The sequence below is a fragment of the Mycobacterium sp. E2327 genome (assembly GCF_001672675.1).
Taxonomy (GTDB): domain Bacteria; phylum Actinomycetota; class Actinomycetes; order Mycobacteriales; family Mycobacteriaceae; genus Mycobacterium.
In genome coordinates, this window is sequence record NZ_LZKE01000222.1 from 73,547 (window position 1) to 92,751 (window position 19,205).

19 protein-coding genes are annotated in these 19,205 nt (G+C 67.6%); 8 read left to right on the forward strand and 11 right to left on the reverse strand.

What is annotated here, in order from left to right:
- Positions 1 to 10: 10 nt before the first annotated feature.
- The 4 genes from A5712_RS25595 to A5712_RS25610 all read right to left on the reverse strand — a co-directional run bounded on the left by A5712_RS25595 (position 11) and on the right by A5712_RS25610 (position 2,895).
- Positions 11 to 721 carry an ABC transporter permease gene (locus A5712_RS25595; protein WP_082973667.1) on the reverse strand — a complete coding sequence of 237 codons (711 nt, stop codon included), beginning with the start codon at positions 719 to 721 and terminating at the stop codon, positions 11 to 13.
- 38 nt (positions 722 to 759) lie between these two features.
- Complete coding sequence (locus A5712_RS25600) at positions 760 to 1,725, reverse strand: aliphatic sulfonate ABC transporter substrate-binding protein (protein ID WP_068111781.1); 966 nt, start codon at positions 1,723 to 1,725, stop codon at positions 760 to 762.
- Positions 1,722 to 2,504, reverse strand: coding sequence for an ABC transporter ATP-binding protein (locus tag A5712_RS25605; RefSeq protein WP_197519501.1), 783 nt, complete (start codon positions 2,502 to 2,504; stop codon positions 1,722 to 1,724). The genes A5712_RS25600 and A5712_RS25605 overlap by 4 nt, the downstream gene beginning before the upstream one ends.
- A gap of 109 nt (positions 2,505 to 2,613) precedes the next feature.
- On the reverse strand, positions 2,614 to 2,895 hold the full coding sequence (locus tag A5712_RS25610; RefSeq protein ID WP_068111788.1) for a hypothetical protein: 282 nt from the start codon (positions 2,893 to 2,895) through the stop codon (positions 2,614 to 2,616).
- A gap of 191 nt (positions 2,896 to 3,086) precedes the next feature.
- Between A5712_RS25610 and A5712_RS25615 the strand changes: the two genes are divergently transcribed.
- Positions 3,087 to 4,283, forward strand: coding sequence for an MFS transporter (locus A5712_RS25615; RefSeq protein WP_369830436.1), 1,197 nt, complete (start codon positions 3,087 to 3,089; stop codon positions 4,281 to 4,283).
- Positions 4,284 to 4,300: 17 nt separating this feature from the next.
- Here the strand turns inward: A5712_RS25615 and A5712_RS25620 are convergent, their stop codons facing one another.
- The 3 genes from A5712_RS25620 to A5712_RS25630 form a co-directional block, all read right to left on the reverse strand.
- Complete coding sequence (locus A5712_RS25620) at positions 4,301 to 4,930, reverse strand: hypothetical protein (protein WP_197519497.1); 630 nt, start codon at positions 4,928 to 4,930, stop codon at positions 4,301 to 4,303.
- Between the two features lie 158 nt (positions 4,931 to 5,088).
- Positions 5,089 to 6,126 (reverse strand): LLM class F420-dependent oxidoreductase, encoded by a 1,038-nt coding sequence (locus A5712_RS25625; protein WP_068112020.1) that lies wholly within the window; start codon positions 6,124 to 6,126, stop codon positions 5,089 to 5,091.
- A gap of 11 nt (positions 6,127 to 6,137) precedes the next feature.
- The gene (locus A5712_RS25630) at positions 6,138 to 6,569 is read right to left on the reverse strand and encodes a nuclear transport factor 2 family protein (protein ID WP_082973659.1); all 432 of its coding nucleotides are present in this window, start codon (positions 6,567 to 6,569) and stop codon (positions 6,138 to 6,140) included.
- Positions 6,570 to 6,688: 119 nt separating this feature from the next.
- Between A5712_RS25630 and A5712_RS25635 the strand changes: the two genes are divergently transcribed.
- The gene (locus A5712_RS25635; protein WP_068111799.1) at positions 6,689 to 7,255 is read left to right on the forward strand and encodes a PadR family transcriptional regulator; all 567 of its coding nucleotides are present in this window, start codon (positions 6,689 to 6,691) and stop codon (positions 7,253 to 7,255) included.
- Here A5712_RS25635 and A5712_RS25640 read toward each other — a convergent pair.
- Positions 7,252 to 10,263, reverse strand: a complete 3,012-nt coding sequence (locus A5712_RS25640) for an aminotransferase class I/II-fold pyridoxal phosphate-dependent enzyme (protein ID WP_231982245.1) — start codon at positions 10,261 to 10,263, stop codon at positions 7,252 to 7,254. The genes A5712_RS25635 and A5712_RS25640 overlap by 4 nt on opposite strands.
- A gap of 242 nt (positions 10,264 to 10,505) precedes the next feature.
- Here A5712_RS25640 and A5712_RS25645 point away from each other — a divergent pair, with 242 nt between their 5' ends.
- Together A5712_RS25645 and A5712_RS25650 are read left to right on the forward strand one after the other, a co-directional pair.
- Positions 10,506 to 10,721 (forward strand): acyl carrier protein, encoded by a 216-nt coding sequence (locus A5712_RS25645; RefSeq protein WP_066935553.1) that lies wholly within the window; start codon positions 10,506 to 10,508, stop codon positions 10,719 to 10,721.
- Between the two features lie 54 nt (positions 10,722 to 10,775).
- A complete protein-coding gene (locus tag A5712_RS25650; RefSeq protein WP_068111801.1) occupies positions 10,776 to 11,027 on the forward strand; it encodes a hypothetical protein in 252 nt (83 codons plus the stop codon).
- A 340-nt stretch (positions 11,028 to 11,367) separates the two neighbouring features.
- Here A5712_RS25650 and A5712_RS25660 read toward each other — a convergent pair whose 3' ends face one another.
- Positions 11,368 to 12,087, reverse strand: a complete 720-nt coding sequence (locus A5712_RS25660; protein ID WP_068111808.1) for a CoA pyrophosphatase — start codon at positions 12,085 to 12,087, stop codon at positions 11,368 to 11,370.
- A gap of 91 nt (positions 12,088 to 12,178) precedes the next feature.
- Between A5712_RS25660 and A5712_RS25665 the strand changes: the two genes are divergently transcribed.
- Positions 12,179 to 12,754, forward strand: coding sequence for a hemerythrin domain-containing protein (locus A5712_RS25665; RefSeq protein WP_068111811.1), 576 nt, complete (start codon positions 12,179 to 12,181; stop codon positions 12,752 to 12,754).
- A gap of 71 nt (positions 12,755 to 12,825) precedes the next feature.
- Complete coding sequence (locus A5712_RS25670) at positions 12,826 to 13,731, forward strand: hypothetical protein (RefSeq protein WP_068111813.1); 906 nt, start codon at positions 12,826 to 12,828, stop codon at positions 13,729 to 13,731.
- Positions 13,732 to 13,733: 2 nt separating this feature from the next.
- Here the strand turns inward: A5712_RS25670 and A5712_RS25675 are convergent, their stop codons facing one another.
- Together A5712_RS25675 and A5712_RS25680 are read right to left on the reverse strand one after the other, a co-directional pair.
- Positions 13,734 to 14,162 carry a hypothetical protein gene (locus A5712_RS25675; protein ID WP_231982246.1) on the reverse strand — a complete coding sequence of 143 codons (429 nt, stop codon included), beginning with the start codon at positions 14,160 to 14,162 and terminating at the stop codon, positions 13,734 to 13,736.
- 238 nt (positions 14,163 to 14,400) lie between these two features.
- Complete coding sequence (locus tag A5712_RS25680; RefSeq protein ID WP_068111818.1) at positions 14,401 to 15,285, reverse strand: cyclopropane mycolic acid synthase family methyltransferase; 885 nt, start codon at positions 15,283 to 15,285, stop codon at positions 14,401 to 14,403.
- A gap of 315 nt (positions 15,286 to 15,600) precedes the next feature.
- Between A5712_RS25680 and malQ the strand changes: the two genes are divergently transcribed.
- Both malQ and A5712_RS25690 read left to right on the forward strand, forming a co-directional pair.
- Positions 15,601 to 17,622 (forward strand): 4-alpha-glucanotransferase, encoded by a 2,022-nt coding sequence (gene malQ, locus A5712_RS25685; protein ID WP_068112022.1) that lies wholly within the window; start codon positions 15,601 to 15,603, stop codon positions 17,620 to 17,622.
- Positions 17,623 to 17,678: 56 nt separating this feature from the next.
- Positions 17,679 to 19,037, forward strand: a complete 1,359-nt coding sequence (locus A5712_RS25690; protein WP_068111821.1) for a wax ester/triacylglycerol synthase family O-acyltransferase — start codon at positions 17,679 to 17,681, stop codon at positions 19,035 to 19,037.
- Positions 19,038 to 19,205: the final 168 nt, after the last annotated feature.

The window sequence follows — 19,205 nt, forward strand, 5'->3', positions numbered from 1 at the left end:
CTCCTTCGGGCTAGTTGCGCCGCCTCACCATTCGGCGCTCGAGCGTGCCCAGCGCGGCGTCACTGAGTTTGCCCAATCCGGCGAGCAGGACGATCGCCAGCAGCATCACGTCCGTGCGCCCGGTGTTCTGGCTGTCGATGAGCAGGAAGCCGAGCCCCTTCGACGAGGCGATCAGCTCCGCCGCCACCAGAAACAGCCACGCATTCGCCAGGCCCAATCGCAGACCGTTGACCAGCCCGGGCGCGGCCGCCGGCAGCATGACGGTCGCCAGCAACGCCGCACCGTGCCGACCGTAGGCGCGGCCCACCTCCAGAAGCTGCGGGTCGACGTGCGTAAGTGCCGACGCCGTCGTCGTGTAGACGGGGAAGAACGCACCGATGGCGACGAGCAACACCTTCGGCGTCTCGTCGATCCCAAACCATAAGAGCAGCAACGGTACCCACGCCAACGAGGGCACCGTGCGAAGCGCCGCCACCGTCGGTGCCAGCAGGCTCCGCGCGGCACCCGACAGCCCGATCAGGGAACCGAGCGCTAGCGCGGCCGCCGCCCCGGCCAGGTAGCCGAGCACCACCCGTAACAGGCTGGCTTGCAGGTGGGTCCACAGTTCACCGTGGCGAAGCAGCCCGCCGAGGGCGGCCACCACATCGCCCGGGGGCGGCAGCTGACTGGCCGAGAAAAGTCCCGCGGCAGTGACCAGTTGCCATGTCGCCAGCAGCAGCAGCGGAACGACGAGCCCCGCCACCGGCGCGGCGCGTAACCTCAGGATGCGTGCTGGGCGTACTTCGGGTCGATGATCGTGTTCAAGGCGCCGCGCCCGGCTTCGTCGGATTTGATGTCCGAGTCCGCCACGGCGATCGGCAAGATGTTGGTCAGGACCGCGCGCTGGGGATCGCCCGGCGCGGGCTGGATGTCCAATGCCGTTCGCTGCAACTCCTCCTGGGCCACGCTCTGTGTCACCTTCGCCTGCGAGGCCAGCAACGCCGCCAACTCGTCGGGATGCGCCTTCGCCCATTTCCGGGCCTCCTCATAGCTACTGACCACGGATTGGACGAGATCCGGATGCGCGGTGATGAAGTCCTCGCGGGCGTTCAGCACGCCGTAGGAATTGAAATCCGGGTTGCGGTACAGCAACCGCGAGCCTTGTTGCTGGACGGTCTGGGCCATGAACGGGTCCAGTCCTGACCAGGCATCCACGTCGCCGCGCTCCAGGGCGGTCTTACCGTCGGCATGCTGCAGGTTGATGATCTCCACGTCGGAAGGCGAAAGCCCCGCCGTCGCAAGCGATTGCAACAGGAAGAAGTACGGATCGGTCCCCTTGGTAACCGCGATCTTCTTGCCCTTCAGGTCGGCCACCGAGTTGATCGGGGAGTTCTTCGGGACAACCAGCGCCGTCCATTCCGGCTTGCTGTACACGTCGATGATCTTGATCGGTGTGCCGTTGGCCCGCGCGACCAATGCGGCCGAACCTGCGGTCGACCCGAAGTCCAGCGCTTGCGAACGGAGCCCCTCGTTGGCCTTGTTGCTGCCGGCCGAAAGAACCCAGGTGACGTTGTAACCCCGCCCCTCGAGCAGGTGCTGGTCCCGCACCACCAGACTCAGGGGGTTGTAATAGGCGTAATCGAGTCGGATGTCCTTCGAAGCCGTCGGACCCGCTTTCGAACCGCAGGCGGACACGGCCGCGGCCACCGCGAAAGCCGAAATTGCCGCTAGATAACGGGCTTTCATTGTGCTATTGCCTCCTCATCGTCGGCAGCGCCGTGCCGGCGCACGCCGAGTTCGTCCAACAACCGATCACGCAGCCCGACGATGCGCGGGTCGCCACGGTCGCGCGGTTTGGGAATGGTGATGTCGAACGTCGCGGCAATAGTCGCGACGCCCCCGGTTTCGGCGCGGTCGTCGGCGCGCAGGATCAGCACGCGATCGGCCAGGATCACTGCCTCGTCGACGTCGTGTGTCACCAGAAGCGTGGTGGTGCCCGCCTCCTGCTGCACCGTGTCGAGCAGGTCCTGCATCCGCAGCCGAGTCAATGCGTCGAGGGCCGCCAACGGCTCGTCGAGGAGCAGCACGCTTGGGCGCCGGGCCAGCGCGCGCGCGAGCCCTGCGCGTTGGGCCATACCGCCGGACACCTGCCGCGGATAGTGGTTGCCGAATTCACGCAGCCCAACCACATCGAGCCAATGCTGCACCACGGCTGGCCCTTTCGACCGGGTGGTGCCGCGAGGCAGGCCGAAGGCCACATTGGCTGCCAGGTTTCGCCACGGCAGCAGTCGAGGTTCCTGAAAGACCATGGCGCAGCGCGGATCGATCCCGCGAACCGGAATGCCGTCGATGTCGATCCGTCCGTCAGTCGGACGGTCCAGGCCGGCGATGAGCCGCAAGAGTGTCGACTTGCCGCTTCCGGACGATCCGAGCAACGCGACCACCTCGCCCGGCTCGATCTCGACGTCAATGTCGTCCAGGACGGCGTGCTTGCCGAACGTTCGGTTGACACCGCGCAGGGACACACGCGCCGGCGCGGGGTTGCTCGACGTCACTCGCGCAGCCTAGGAATCGGCGTCGGCGGTCACCAGGTTTGGATCGTTCGTGATTCAAACCCGGCTGCGGCTAGCCCGGTCAGCCGTGCGGAGCCTCGGAGATCTTCGTGTCCGGCTTGCCCAACGTTTGGCAGTACGTCAACGCGGACAGCCGGGTCGCGGTTATCTCCGCGTTGGTCGGATCGGAGCCGTTCTTGTCCTTGAGCATCTTGCTGACTTCATCGCTTTGCTTCTTTTCGTCCTGCCCGGTGAAGTCCTTGCATTTCGTGTCGCCGCCGGTGTTGACGATCTGGGAGGCCGAGCATGCGCCGGACAGCAGCGCGGCCAGCGCGATCGTGGCCGCCGCGGTTCGCTTGATCATTTGCCCTCCTGGGTCCGGTTTGAGCTGTCTGTTCACCAAACCGGCCGATCTCAAACCTCGCTGCGGTTTGCGCCGACGGACGTTGTGTTTGCTTGCGCCGACGCGGGAATACCTTCGTAAGTCGTTACGTCTATTCGTGAGTCACAAAGCCCGGGGAGGACAAAGCAGTGAGCCCGTCGAACGCGTCGGCGTTGGCGACGGCGGACGAGCGCGACGCGGGCCTCGAGTCGGGCGCGAACCGAGCCGTGTTCGCGAGCGTGCTGGCCCTGCTGCTGTCGACGGGTTGGGTCGCCAACCACTTCGTCGCGTTGATGCCGTCGATCGACGATCGCCAGCACCTCGGCGCGGCTCGGCTCGACGCCATATTCGGGATCTACGCGCTCGGGTTGTTGCCCGGCCTGCTTTTCGGCGGGCGCGCATCGGATGCGCTCGGGCGCCAGTCCGTGGCGTTGGCAGGCTCGACGACCGCTCTGGTGGGCACGCTGGCCATGCTGTTCTCGCAACAACCCGACGTCTTGCTGGCGGGACGGTTGGTCGTCGGGCTCGGGGTGGGTCTCCTGATGAGCTCCTGCACCGCATGGGCGTCCGATCTGAGGGGTCCCGCCGGCGCGGCCACCGCGGGCGCGGTGTTGCTCGGCGGGTTCGCCGTCGGGCCGTTCGCCGCGGGCGTGATCGCGCGGGCCGGCCAGTCGGGCATTCGGGTGTCGTTCGGGCTGGCCGCCGCCCTCGTCGTGGCGGCGATGATTTTCTCGATCCTGGCGGTGCGGAGCTCGGCCGCGACGGCGACGGTAGCCGCGCGCGCCTGGGAGCCCCCGACCGTGGCGCGGCGGGGAACCGCGTGGGCCCTGAGCTGGGCCATGCCGCTCGCGCCGTGGGTGTTCGCCTCGGCGACTTTGGGATTCATCGCCATTCCCAGCCGCCTGCATACCGGGCTCGCGGCCCCGATGGCCGCGGGAACCGCCGCGCTGATCGTCAACGGCGTGAGCGGACTCGTCCAAATCCTGGGCCGCGTTCTTCGCTGGGGACCGCACGCCGGCACCGCCGGCGCCGTGCTGGCCGCCCTCGGCTACGCGGCTACCGCGGTGGCCCCGCCGACCATGTCGGTGGCGCTGGGCGTGCCGCTGTTCCTGATCCTGGGGTGTGCGTCGGGCCTATGCCTGCGCGAGGGTTTGATCGACCTGGAGGCCGCCGCACCGCAGCGGCTGCGCGGCGCGCTGGTCGGAGTCTTCTACGTGGTGACCTACGTCGGCTTCGGCCTGCCGCTGATACTCAGCACCGCCGGGTCCGCGGTCTCGACGACGATCTTGGCCGTCATGTCGGTCCTGGCGTTGGCGACAGCGGTGACGCGCGCGGTGCGGCTGCGACGGGCTGCTCACCGCCAGAGTTGATTTCGTGGTCGGATGCCCTAGGCCGCCACGATTTTCGGTCGCTCGCCGACGACGCTCAGCCCCGCCAAACGCCGCCATGAACGAATGGCGTGGCGCGTGATCTCCACGACGCGGGCGGCTCCAGCGTCCGCGTTTGCCAATCGATGCGCTTTGAGGGCGTTGCCGGTCACGGCATCCAGCGTCTCCCAGTCGTCGGTCTCGACGAGTGCAGTCGATTGAGCGGCGGTCCGGACGGCATACCTTTCGGCGGTCACCGGTGTGGTACCGATCGCGCGCGCGGCACGGGCGGCGCCGTCCCACTCGGCGATCGGCGGCAAATCGCCGGGGGCGAGCCGGCGATGCAGTTCTGCGATGTCGGTGATCGCGCCTGCCGCCGCCGCGTTCTCGGCGTAGCGAATGACGCTCCACGGGGGGCTGACCAACAGCTTCGCGACCCATGGGTGCACGACGGTTCCGGCGACGTCGGCGGTGCCAACCGTCAGCCACGCCAAGTCGAGCACCAACATGCTGTCATCCGGCGCGAGATACCCGTCGGGCCCGGCGAGCAGGTCGTTGCACAACTGGACGAAGGAGGCCAGCGGCCGCGCCGAGGTCGCCGGGAAGTCGGTGATCTGCTCGTCGCCGTTGATGTACGAAATCACGTTCATCGCACAGCCTTTGCCCGATCCGGGCCGATGCGATCCACGGGCCAGCCTCAGCGGGTGGGTGATTCGGTCCAGGTCCATTGCAGCTGCTTCCTACGGTCCGCCGGCGCGATAAGCACATGCTATGGCAAGCGCGGCCTCGGTAGGGCGTGACGCCGCGGTCAGAGCAGCTCGCGCAGGGTCTCGATCAGCTTGATCCGCTCCTGCGGCGTGCCCGCCATGGGCGCAACGTTCAGCGTGGTTACGCCCGCCTCGCGGTACGCCGCGAGGCGTTCCTTGACGAATTCGCGCGTACCGATCAAGTTGACGTCTCGCACCAGTTCGTCGGGCACCACCTTGGCCGCGCCGTCCTTGTCGCCGGCCAGGTAGAGCTCTTGAATGCGGTCCGCTTGCGGGCCGTAGCCGTACTTGGTGGCCAGGGTGTGATAGAAGTTCTTGCCCTTGGCGCCCATCCCCCCGATGTAGAGCGCCAGGTGCGGTTTGACGAATTCGCGCAGGGGCTCGACGTTTTCGCCGACGGCCAGCACCGGTCCGGCGTACACGTCGAGCGGCCCGAGGGCGGGGTCCCGCTTGGCCTGACCGGCGGCCAGCGCCTCCCCCCACACGTCGCGCGCCTTCTCGGGCAGATAAAAGATCGGCTGCCAGCCCTCGGCGATTTCGGCGGCCAGCTCGACGTTCTTGGGCCCCAGCGCGGCAACCAGGATCGGGATGCGCTCTCGGACAGGCTTGTTGATGAGCTTCAGCGGTTTGCCGAGCCCGCTGCCCTGGCCCGCGGGCAACGGGATCGTGTAGTGCTTGCCGCTGTGTTGCAGGGTCTCGCGGCGCCACACCTGGCGGCAGATGTCGATGACTTCGCGGGTGCGCGCGATCGGGGCGTCGTAGGGCACGCCGTGGAAGCCCTCGATCACCTGGGGGCCGGAGGCGCCTAAGCCGAGCGTGAACCGGCCGTCGGAGACGTAGTCGAGACCCGCGGCGGTCATGGCGGTCAGCGTGGGGGTGCGCGTGTAAAGCTGCAGGATGCCCGACGCCAGCCCAACCCGTTCGGTGCTCGCCGCCAGGTAGCCCAGCGCGCTGACCGCGTCGAACGAATACGCCTCGGGGACAAAGACGATGTCCAACCCGGCGCGCTCCAGGTCGGCCACTTCGGCGGCGACGTCCTTGAACCCGCCGGCGTAGTTGATTGCCAATCCGATCCGCATGATCCCCACCCCTACGCGGTGGCGAACTGGTTGGCCAGTTCGACGGCCTCTTGCTGAATCCGATCAAACTGCGCGGCCATCGCCTCGGACAGCGCCGTCGCACCCGACAGCGGCCGGACCATCACCATGAAGTCGTCGATCAGCCCGTCGTCGTTGAAGTGCAGGAAGTCGCAACCGGTGATCTTTACACCCGGCGCCCCCGCTACCCCGGTCTCGAAAACGAGCGCGTGGTCACGCCCGTTGCCGTCGCCGATTTCGCGGACGTAGTGGAAGTCCTCGAAGACCCGCAGCACACCGCGCAGGATCGCGGCGGTTATCGGCTTGCCGACATAGGGCTTGAACGCCACCGGGCTGGTGAACACCACGTCGTCGGCCAGGATCGCCTGGATGGCCGCCTCGTCGCGCTCCTCGACCGCCCTGCGAAAGGGATGCTTAGCACTCACGCGACACCTCGCATAGTCAATTAGTTGAATAGGCGTGCTCGACGCTAAAGCCTGTCGGTCGGTATGTCGATGTGCGATTAGTCACTTTGTTGATTATTCACATCGTTACACTGTCAGGCGTGTCCCTGCGTGATGCGGTGCTGGCCGCGCTCCTCGACGGCGAAGCCTCCGGGTACGACCTGGCCAAGGGCTTCGACGCTTCGGTCGCGAACTTCTGGATGGCCACCCCTCAGCAGCTGTATCGAGAACTCGAGCGACTCGCCGAGCAGGGTCTCATCCGGGCGCGGGTCGTGCATCAGGATCGTCGGCCCAACAAGCGCATGTTCTCGCTGACCGAAGCCGGCTACGAAGCGATCGTGCAGTTCACCGCCCGCGCGCCGAAGCCCTCCGTGATCCGCGACGAGCTTGCGGTCAAAGTCATGGCCGTCGACGCCGGCGACGCGCCGGCGGTGCGCGACTTCATGGTGGAACGAGTGCAACGGGCGAAAGCAAAATTGCAGCGCTACGAACGCACCCGCACCCGAATGCTCGACGGCCGCAGCGAAGGGGAATACCTGGCCCAGGCCGAACGAGTCGGTCCCTATCTGACGCTGCTGCGTGGAATCTCGTTCGAAAAGGAGAACATTCGCTGGGGTGAGCGCGCGCTGACGATCATCGAGCGTCGGCTACCCGGTTCACGCACCTAGGAGCGCTGCTCGGCCTGCACCGCGTCGCCGGGCTGTTGCTCGCCGATCAATTCGTCCACGCCCACCTCGGGGACATCGCCGTCGTCGGACGTCGGCGGGTCGGCCGCGAGCGCGTCGCCGGGGTGCTGTGAACCCACCAGTTCCTCGTGCCCGACCTCGGGGACGTTCCCGTGGCCGTTGGACCGACCGTGCTTGGCCGACTTCTTCTTCGCCCCCTTCGCCGCCGCCGCCGCGGCCTTGGCTCGTGAGGGGCGATGACCGTTGGGCGCCAGCCCGACCGCCTCGCTGACTACCTCCATGGCCTTCTCGGTGTACACGCGATAGCCGAAATTCGGTAGGTAGCCGTGGATTTCGGGTGTGTCGAGGTCGCGCATGAACTGCAGAATCTCGCGGCTGAACACCTGGCCGGGCACCAGGACCGGAAACCCTGGCGGGTAGGGCGTCACATACGTCGCCGATACGATGTCGACGCCCGCATCCAAGCGTTCGTCGATCTGCTCGCCGGTGAGGTATTCGCAATTGGTGTCGTCGTAGGAGAGGTAGAACGCTCGGCGGACATCCCCTTCGGGCGTCGCCTCACTTCCGCTGTGATCCAGGAACGCCGGGTGGAAGCCGCCGAAATCCGGCAGCGGCAAAGACATTTCGGTGAGTCGATAGACCGCCCGCGCGAAGTGTTCGCGCTCGCCGAGGCTCATCTCGGAGATGTTCTGGTCCAGCTCGCGGGCGATGTTGACGAGCACTTCCACCAGGAAGGCCACCGAGCTGCGGGTGGTGCCGATGTTGGTCATGAACAGCACGCTGTTGCGCGACGTCTTGTTGATCTGAATTCCGTAGCGGTCCATCAACTGTTGGCGCTTGAACGTGTCGCCGTCGTAGCCGGTGGGCCCGATGAACAACGTGATGCGGGACGGATCGAGCACGAATTCGTCCTGATCCCAGGCGGCCATCATGTTCCGCAGACCCGAGCGCAGGGGCTGTTCGATGGCCGACGGCCGGTAATCCTCGGGGATCAAATCGGAGGTCCGCAGGCAGCGCATGTACTTGCTGAGCAGCGGATGGTTGTCGATAGCGTCGCGCAGCTGCATCGCGTTCTCGATCTGCCGCTGCACCAGCTCGACACCCTCCAGCGCCACCTGCCGGCGGCCGAGATCCAGCGACGCGAGGATCTGGTAGTTCGGCGAGGTGGAGGTGTGCGCCATGTACGCCTCGTGGAACGGTTCCGCCACCTTCTGGTCGTAGTCCTGATCGAAGACGTGGATCATCGATCCCTGTCGCAGCGCGGTCAGGGTCTTGTGCGTCGACTGGGTCGCATAGACCCGCACCCGGGCGCGTGCCGGGTCGGGAAGCAGGCGGCGGTCCAGCAGGTCGTCGTCGCTGGGCGCACCCTCGGTTGCCAGCTCCTCCTCGAAGCGGCGCTTGTACTCGGGGTCGGCCAGCCGCTCCCGCAGCGCGCGTGCCGCCGCCATGGCGGTGCGGGTCCGATATACGGGATGGAAGCGGGCGAACGCGAACCATGCCTCGTCCCACAGGAACACGAGATCGGGCTTGATCGCGAGGCACTCCTCCATGACCCGCTCGACGTCGTAGACGATCCCGTCGAAGGTGCAGTTCGTCAGCGACATCATCTTGACGCGGTCGAGCTTGCCGGCGCGCTTGAGCGCCAGCAGTTTCGATTTGATCTCGCGCAGCGGGACCGCGCCGTACATGGAGTAGTCGTTGAGCGGATACGCCTCGAGGTAAATGACATTCGCGCCCGCGAGCATCATCCCGTAGTGATGGGACTGGTGGCAGTTGCGGTCCAGCAGCACGATGTCGCCGGGCGCCACCAACGCCTGCGTGACGATCTTGTTGGCCGTCGAGGTTCCGTTGGTGACGAAGTAGGTGTGGCGCGACCCGTAGGCCTCCGCGGCGAGCTGCTGGGATTCGCGCAGCGGCCCGGTCGGCTCGAGCAGGGAGTCCAGGCCGCCACACGTCGCCGACGTCTCGGCCATGAACACGTCCAGGCCGTAAAAGCCGACCATGTCCCGGATCCAGTGCGAGTTGACGATCGACTTGCCCTGCGAAATCGGCAGGGCGTGGAAGACGCCCGTGGGTCGGTGACTGTACTGCTTGAGGGCGCTGAAGAACGGGGTGCGGTAGCGCGCCGCCACACCCTGCAGGATCGACAGGTGAAGCTCGAGCATGCCCTCCCGGGCGTGGAACACCCGGCGGAAGTACTGGCCCAGCCGCCCCGCGATGTCCTCCACCTCGATCTCGGTCATCAGGTAGAGGTCGAGTTCCGGCCGCAACTTCGCCAGGGAAACCGCGAGGATCTGCGCGCGTTCCTCGGGCGACTGGTGGTCCGCCAACTCGTGCGACACCCCGGTATCGACGAACTCCGCCAGCGCCGACAGGTCCCGGGTCGATTGGTGTGAGAAGCGCCGCCGGATCACCACCGCCTGCAGGTTGACGTTGAGCCGTGCCGCAATGAGTGCCTCATCCCCGCTGGACACCACCACCAGCTCGTAGACGAATTCGTCGTCGGGGCGCCGCCATTTGCGGACCTCGTTGCGCAGCGCCCGCTCCTGGTCTTCGGTCATCTTCTCGACGACCAACACCTCGAAATAGGGGCGGTCCCGCTGCGTCGCCGGCTGATGCTCGACCAGCTGGCGCGGATCGGACGGGAACATGTCGAGGTCGTCGCTTCCGGCGTTCTCCACGTCGCCCGTGCGGTACGACTCCGTGGTCAGGGCGCGGTTGATCTGCACCAGGGCTTGCGCGAACTTGTCGTAGCTGCCGGCGGCGAACAGGCGCTGGACCCGGGCGAATTGCGGCGAACCCGGATAGGCCCAGTACGGCTCGAGAGTGCTTAGCCGCGTGAGCAATTCCTGGCAGGTGTTGATGCACTTCGTCTTCAGCGCGCCCTCGGTGGTCGGGCGGGTGAGCCGGTCGGCGGCCTCCTCCAACCGGCACCACGAGTCGCTACGGACCTGCCAAAGACTGTTGTAAGCGCGCAAGTGTTCCGTCATGGTCGCCCTTTCTTTGGTCGCGGCGACTCCGTCGCGGAGCGTCGGTCAAGGTTCGCAGACACAATCCGCCCGCCGGTTACCAGAAGACAAATATTGCACGTCCGTCGAGTAGACAGCACCCGGAGACAATGGTTACGGGCTCTCAGAACGCGGACGTCCAACCACACCGCCATCGGTTTAGGCGCGCGGCCCACGGGTAGGCCTCACACGTCAATGCTGACGACGACGTGAGGAGGCGCGCAATGGCCACGGGGGAAACCGGCTTCGACGATGTGACCTACGACCTTGTTTCGGTGCAGTACCACTCGCTGAAGGCCGGGCACGACTATGGACAGTACGTCCGTGATGCCAAGAACGCGGGGCTCGACGACGTGGCCTCGTTCTTCGAGGATGTCATGGCGGAGGATTCCAAGCGCGCGCAGCGCTGCCATGATTTCCTGGTGCAGCTCACCAAATGAGCTCGCCTTCAATCATGTTGCCTCGCAAGTCAATTGGTCGCTATCTTCGCGTATATGAGTGAAGCAACCGGTAACGACCGAATCGACGACGTCGCGCCCGGCGATGTGATCGCCGTCGACCGCGGTGCCGGCGATCAGCCATACAAAGTGGTGTTCAAAGACTTCACCGACGGCCGCTTCGTCGTGACACTCGAGGGCGCCGGCGAGACGTTCCAGCTCGACCTGTCACCCGGCACGCCGGTCAACAGATCCCTCGCGGCGAAATGGGAATCGGGCCAGAGTCCCACACCGCACGCGGACGGTTGACCGGGATCATTTGCCGCTCGTCGCACAGCTGACGGCCAAAGAGTTTGTCAGTTAAGCGGTTTCCGCCGTCCTAGGCAGCCGCGGTGGCTGCCGGGTACACCGACGTCACCTCGGAGTGGAGGTGACCGCAAGCGCCGCACCGCACCTCGTACTCGAGCTTGTTGTCAGCGAGTTCAAGAAATTGATACTCGGCCCACGCCGCGCACCTCGGGCATCGCGCCCGTCCACGTTCCACCGCCATCAGAATCTCGTCCCCCATTACTCGCTGCACAACCTCGACAGAGACATACCCATTCGGGAATCGGCCGAATCACCGTCCCGCCGGCGAGAGGCGCTGGACCTACTTCCAGGCGAACACCGGCTGTTCCAACTCGTCGACCCGGTCGTCGCGGCCTTCCAGGCACAGCCACCGCAGCTGCAGGAGCACGGCGCCGGTCGGGGCGTGGATGAGGTCGTTCCCCAGCGGGATCTGTACGACCGGTCGTGGGCTCTCCGGAATGCTGATGAACCGCGGCGAATCCTCCCGCTGCAGTTGGTGCAGGCCCACCCGGTACACCGCCAGGACCTCCGCGGGCGCGGGCCGCGGGTCCAGCCGTCCGCCTCCCCAGATCACCACCGGGGTGATGACGTAGCCCGACCGGGTCGGGTAGTCATCGAGCAAACCCAACACCGCGGAGTCGCGCAGTTCGATGCCGACCTCCTCGCGCAATTCCCGCAGCGCCGCGTCGACGGCCGTCTCACCCGGATCGACCCGGCCACCGGGCAGCGCCCACTGCGCCGCATGGGAAGTGAGACGAGATGCCCTGCGGCACAGCAGGAAGGCCGCGCCACCGGACACATCGACCATGCGGCCGTCGAGGGCGGTCGCCAACGCCGGGCCCGCGGCGATCCAGTCGTCCAGCGGCGCGGGATCGACCCTGTCCTCCCCGAGCTCCGAGTCGACCAAGACCACCGCGACGGCCGCGTGCCGCTTCGTCGGGTCGGTGACCGTGCGCCGGTCATGGGCGACCAAGTGTGCCCGGATCCGGTCGCGCAGGCCTTCGTCATAGGAGATCGTCACTTCTCGAGCCTAAGCAGCGGCCGGTTGAACTCTGGCTCGGCATGGAACACGATGGCCGAAGGCGTAGCGGTCCGAGAGGTTAGGAGCAGGCATGGCTGATATCACGGTCCTGATCCAGACCGACCACGATTGGTTCCGCGAGCAGTTCGCCAGGCTCGACTCGCTGCGGACGCAGGCGCCGGTCAACAACTCGGCACTCGAGCGGGTGTGGCGCCCGCTCGCCGACAAGCTGGATGTGCACGCCTACATCGAGGAAAAGATCTTCTACCCGCAGCTGCTGAAGCGCGGTACCAACGATCCCGAAGGCGAGACGCTCGACGCCATCGGTGATCACAACGACATTCGGGACGGGGTGCGCGACGCCAACGCGGCTCGGGTCGGCACCGACGAGTGGTGGGCCGCCGTTGGCCGCACCCGGTCGGCGAACGACGACCACATGGGCGAGGAGGAACGGGACGGGCTGCCCGATTTTCGTCGCAACGCCCCGATCGGTCTGCGCGAGGCGCTCGGGCGGCAATACAGCGAGTTCATGGCCGAGCATCCGACCACCGAGGGGTTGCCGATCGTCGACCGCGACCCCGAAGACTACGTCGACACGCTCGAAACCGATTCGCCGCCCAAACGCACGGACTTTTCCCTTCGGATCGGCAGCCTGAAAGGCCAATGAGTCCGTGGCTGCGCACAGTCGCGGGGTGTCCTCGGGACGGCTCCCGACGAGCGGCGTGGTTAACTGCGAACGTGCGCAGAGAACCGGCGTTGGCGCGGCGCTTCTTCGACCGATTCGAGCCGGTGCATGCAGTCACCTACTTCGCGCCGGAGGCGCGGGCGGCGCTCGACGCGCTGGGTTACCGCGGCTTCTGGATGGGCTACTTCGCCGCCCGATCGGCGCCGTTGGGCATGGTGCCGCGCGAGGTCGTCACCGCGATCTTCTACAACTTCGCGCCCGAGCGGGTCGCGAAGGCACTGCCCGCGGCGTGGGAGATCGCCGGTCCCGAGGCCGCGTTGCGTGCCCGGCAGGAATCGGCGGTCGCGGCCCTGCGCCGATACGGCGTCGTGGCGGATGAAAACGTCGCCGTCGCAGCCGAATTGGCGGCCAAGGCGGCCCGAGGGGCACCGCTCGACGGGCGACCGCTGTTCGCCGCGAATCTGGCGCTGCCCTGGCCGGACGAACCGCTGACCGCGCTTTGGCATGCCGCGACCCTGCTGCGTGAGCAACGCGGCGATGGGCACGTGGCGGTGCTGGCGGCCGCCGGTGTTTCCGGGCGGGAATCCAACGTGCTGCATGCGGCGACCGGCCGGGTCGAGCCCGACTACATCGCCCGCACCCGCGATTACGACGAAGCGGCATGGCGCCACCACGAGCAACGGCTCGCCGAGCGGGGACTGCTCAACGGCGACGGCACGGTGACCGCGGCCGGGCGGGAGCTGAAGGACCGCATCGAATCGAGCACCGACGCGCTCGCGCTGTCTGCCCTCGATGCCCTCAGCGACGACGAGGTGGAAACGCTGTTTCGGGCGCTCACCCCGATCACCCGCGCGGTGATTGCCGGCGGGGACATTCCGGCCAGGACGCCGATGGCCCTACGCCGCGACGAATTGGATGACAGCGGTGCGCATTTGGGCAGCGCTAACGAAATACAGTGAACTCACATGCCGCCGGCCGAGCCGCTGATCGGTTGTGCCGCAATGTGATCCATCGGGGGCCCGTCACCGTCTGAGGTGCCACGGTCCGCGACCGCCGTGGCCAGCGCCCTGCCGCCCTCGATCGTCCCGACGATGTCCACTTGCTCGTTGACGGTGAAATGGGAAGCGCCGCCGCGGGGTTGGCCGCCGTCACGGGAGATGACGGTGGTATCCGGGGTGATGCGGTAGGTCTGTGTGTAGCCGTTGGGGCTGCGGGCGGTCACCGAGTCCCCGGACACGGCGATGACGGTCCCCTGCTGGCGTACCGGGTGGGCGGCCGGTGGCGGCCCCAGCGTCGACTCGACCATTGGCTTGTCGGGCTGGACGTAGGCAAACAGGCCCGCCAGGCTGGCCGCGCACAACATCGACGCGGAGACGATCTCGCATGCCATCGTCACGCCGGACAACCCACGCCGCGCACGCCGGCCCGTGGCAGCGCTTCTTTGCTCCGATACTTCGCTCGCTTGGCACCTGACGTCCACGGTCAGTCCTTCCTGCGGTTTTGCACCCAAGCAGCCTCGGCCCCTACCGCATCAGGTCGTTGCTCGTGGTGTTACCCGCGGGGATGCGCCGATAAACCGCGCCGCCGGGGGGCGCGGCCGGTTCCAGCCCGCCGCAAGGGGCGTGACGTCAGCCCTTGGCGAGAGTGAATTGCGCGACGTCCGTGTAGCCGTCGCGGAACAGGTCGGCGCAACCGGTCAGGTACTTCATGTACCGGTCGTAGACCTCTTCGGACTGAACCGCGATGGCCTCGTCGCGGCGCGACTCGAGCGCGGCCGCCCACGTGTCGAGCGTCCGGGCGTAGTGCAGGCGCAGCTGCTGGATCCGCTCGACGGCGAAGCCGGCCCGCTCGGCGTGCTCGACGACGCCCTTGGCTTGTGGCAGGTCCCCGCCCGGAAAGATCTCGTCCATGATGAACTTCATGAATCGGATCTTGGTCATGGTGATGGGCAGTCCGCGCTCGCTGAACTCCTCGTCGCTGGGCTTGATGATGGTGTGCAACAGCATCACACCGTCGGCGGGGAGTGCCTCGTAGGCCATCTTGAAAAAGTCGGGGTACCGGTCGCGTCCAAAGTGTTCGAAGGCGCCGATCGACACGATGCGGTCCACCTTCTCGTCGAACTGCTCCCAGCCCCGCAGCAGCACGCGCTTGCTCCGGGCGGACGGGTGCCGGTCGAGGCGCTGCTGGACATGCGCCTGCTGGTTGCGGCTCAGGGTGAGCCCCACGACGTTGACGTCGTAGCGCTCGAGCGCGCGGACGATAGTGGTGCCCCAGCCGCAGCCGATGTCGAGCAGCGTCATGCCAGGCTGCAATCCGAGCTTGCCCAGCGAGAGGTCAACCTTGGCGATCTGCGCCTCTTCGAGGCTCATGTCGTCGCGCTCGAAATATGCGCAGCTGTAAGTGCGCGTGGGATCCAGAAATAGCGCGAAGAACTCGTCGGACAGGTCGTAGTGCGCCTGCACGTCCTCGAAGTGCGGCTCCAGGCCGACAGCTTCGGTCTGATTCTCAGGCATGGCACTTCCCCCGGACGTGAGTTTATTTGGGCTCAGCGGCGTGTGATCTCAGCCGCGCGAGTTTCTGGCCCGTCAGTCTATCCGTCCGGCCCGCGGCGGTGCCGCACGGCCTGCCGACGTCTCGGCTCCATCCCGCTCGGACCATCCGTCATGCCTTCGCCGGTGCCCAGAACCTAAGCCGCGCAGACTGATTCGTCGCCGGCACTCGCCACGCAGGTGTGAGAGACACCGGGCCGGGTATACCAGCCCAATGCCTGAACGTCGGCGCCGCCGCGGCGCCCCCCTCAGTTGCGCCGGCGTGTCGGAGTGGACCCCGTGATCGCGCGTCCCAAGCCCGTTTCGGACGACCTGCGCCGGTTGGCCGCCGCGCACGGCGTCGCCACGTCCTACCGCAACGAGCGCCGCGAGCCGGTCGAGGTCGACGCCGATGTCGTGATCCGCGTGCTCGGCCTGCTGGAGGTCGACGCCGGCACCGAGGCCGGCCGGCGCCGCGAGCTGGCCAGGCTGGACGAGCGTGAGCGTGCGGGACTGCTGCCGCCTACGGTCGCCGTTCGAGTCGGGGGACGGCCGCAGCCGCGGCCGGGGGCCGCCTTCCTCGTGGGCGAGGACGGCGAGCGGATCGAGGTGCGCGACGAGATCCCCGGCGACCTGGTGCCGGGATGGTACCGGCTGCACACGCGGGACGGCCGGGAAGCCACCGTGGTCGCGGCCCCGCCCCGGGTGCCGCAGGCCCCACCGACCTGGGGCTGGATGCTGCAGCTCTATGCGTTGCGGTCGACGAACTCCTGGGGCATCGGTGACCTGGGGGATCTGCGGGCGTTCATCAATTGGACCGCTTCCGAGCACGGGGCGGGCGCCGTTCTCCTCAATCCCCTGCACGCGCCCGGACCGACCCACCCGGTCCAGGCCTCGCCCTACACCCCGTCGAGCCGGCGTTTCGCCAACCCGTTGGCGCTGCGGATCCAAGACCTCGGCGCCTACCGACGTGCCGACCCGGCCACCCGAGCGGAGCTGGATGCCTTGAGCGTCTCGGCGAGCACGCCGCGCATCGACTACGACCTGGTCTGGGCGGCCAAGCGGGCCGCTCTGGAACTGCTCTGGCGGGCCGAGGGCCGGCCCAGTCCCCTGGACGATTCGCCGGTCTCCGGCGGGTTGCGGGACTGGGCGACCTACTGCGCGCTGGCCGAGCGGCACGGCGGCCGGTGGACCCGATGGCCCGAACCGCTGCGCGATGTCACCGGGCCGGCCGTTGCGGCGGCGCGCGGCGAGCTGGCCCCCAGGCTCGCCTTCCACGCCTGGGTACAGGAGCGGTGCGCCGAACAGCTGGCCGCCGTGCGGGACACCGCCCGCACCGCCGGCATGGCGCTGGGCGTGCTGCACGACCTCCCGGTCGGAGTCGATCCCGAAGGCGCCGATGCGTGGGCGCTGGCCGACGTGTTCGCCACGGGAGTGAGCGTCGGCGCGCCGCCGGACAACTTCACACCGCGCGGCCAGGACTGGGGACTACCTCCCTGGCGACCCGACCGGCTCGCCGCCACCGGTTACGCCGCGCTGCGGGACGTGCTGCGCGCCGTCCTCGACCACGCCGACGGCCTGCGCATCGACCATGTCGCCGGCCTGTGGCGGCTGTGGTGGATCCCTCCCGGCGACAGCCCGGATCGGGGAACCTACGTGCACTACGACGCCGACGTGATGCTCGCGGTGCTGGCGCTGGAAGCGCACCGCGCGGGGGCCACCGTAGTCGGCGAGGATCTCGGCACCGTCGAACCCGAGGTCACGCAAGCCCTCGCCCGCAACGGGATGCTCGGGTCCGCGGTGTCGTGGTTCACCCGTGACGATGACGCGCCCGGTGAGCCGCTGATGCCGTCGGCCAATTGGCCGGCTCGGGCCGCGGCGAGCATCTCGACGCACGACCTGCCGACCGCGGCCGGATTCCTGCGCGGCGAACACGTACGGGCGCGCGCCGAGCTCGGCCTGCTCGACGATGTTCCCGGTGAACAGTCCACGGCCGACAGAGAACGTGCCGAGTGGCTGGCCCTGTTGCGCTCCGAAGGGCTACTCGGTCCGTCCGAGCCGGACGAGGTGGCGATCATCACCGCGATGCACCGCTTTTTGGCCGCGACCCCGAGCCGGCTCAAGCTCATCGCGCCCTACGACGTGATTGCCGAGATCCACCAGCCCAACCTGCCCGGCACCGTCGACGAGTACCCGAACTGGCGCCAGCCATTGCCGGAAACCCTCGAACAGTTGCGCGCCGACCCGCGCGTCGACGAGATCACCGCCACTTTTCGTGGGACCGACGCCGGTTCAGGTGTGGCCGACGCCCGCTTCGGTTAATAGGAGATAGAGCGGGTGTCGGCGGACGGCACACCCAAAAGGAATCAGGGGTGACCATGGAACCGATATCACCGACGGACGCGCTGTTCCTCATCGGCGAGTCACGCGAGCATCCGATGCACGTGGGGTCCCTGCAGCTCTTCGAGCCGCCCGAGGACGCCGGTCCGCACTTCGTCCGCGAGTCCTACCAGGCGATGCTCGAGTGCACGCAGGTTCAGCCCACGTTCCGCAAGCACCCGGCCTTCTTCGGCGGCATCACCAACGTCGCGTGGTCGTTCGACAGGGACGTCGAGCTCGACTACCACCTCCGCCGCTCGGCCCTGCCGGAACCGGGACGCGTCCGCGACCTGCTGGAGCTGGCTTCGCGGCTGCACGGCAGCCTGCTGGACCGTCACCGTCCGCTCTGGGAAGCCCACCTCGTGGAGGGACTGCAGGACGGGCGGTACGCCGTCTACACCAAGTACCACCACTCCCTGATGGACGGCGTGTCGGCGCTGCGGCTGGTGCAACGCGCCTTCACCCCCAACCCGGACGACGACCAGGTACGGGTCCCGTGGGACCTCCCGCCGCGCCACCGCAGCGCGCGCCATAACCGAGCGTCGATGCTGGGGCGGGTCGGCCGCACCGCTGGGTCCGCGCTGGCGTTGGCGCCGTCAACGCTGCGGCTGGCCCGGGCGGCGCTGGTCGAGCAACAGCTGACCCTCCCCTTCCGGGCGCCGCGCAGCATGTTCAACGTCCGGATCGGCGGCGCTCGACGGGTGGCCGCGCAGTCTTGGTCGCTGGACCGCATCAAGGCGGTCAAGTCGGCCGCCGGCGTGACGGTGAACGATGTCGTGCTAGCCATGTCCGCCGCGGCGCTGCGGGCCTACCTGCTCGAGCAGGGCGCCCTGCCGGACGCCCCGCTGACGGCGATGGTGCCGGTCAACCTCCGCAAGGACGACGACGACCGCGGGGGCAACATGGTCGGCACCTTCCTGTGCAACCTGGCCACCGACCTCGACGACCCGGCGCAGCGGCTGGACGTCATCAGCTCGTCGATTCGCGACACCAAGGAGGTGTTCCAGCAGCTGCCCGCGGTGCAACAGCTGGCGCTGTCGGCGTTCAACATCGGCGGGCTGTTCTTCGGGCTGATACCCGGATATCTCTCGGCGGCGTCCCCGCCGTTCAACATCGTCATCTCGAACGTGTCAGCCGGGCCGTCCGAGCCGTTGTATTGGCGCGGCGCCCGGCTGGACGGCAACTATCCGCTGTCGATCCCGCTCGACGGGCAGGCGGTCAACATCACCGTGACCAACAACGCCGGCAACCTGGACTTCGGTCTGGTCGGCTGCCGCCGCAGCGTGCCGCACCTGCAGCGGCTACTCGCTCACCTGGAGACGTCGCTGAAGGAGCTCGAGCGCGCCGTAGCAGCGTGAGCGCATGCGCCGGCGGCCACCCGCCGGCTGGATGACGTTGGAACGAAGCGCCTTTCGGCCGCGTCAATCCAGATACGGGTGCTGACGGGAGGGCCGCAATGCCGATTCGGGTGTCGATCTCCGAACTGCTGGGCTGCCTGGCCATTGCAGCGGGCTGCTGTCTTGGGG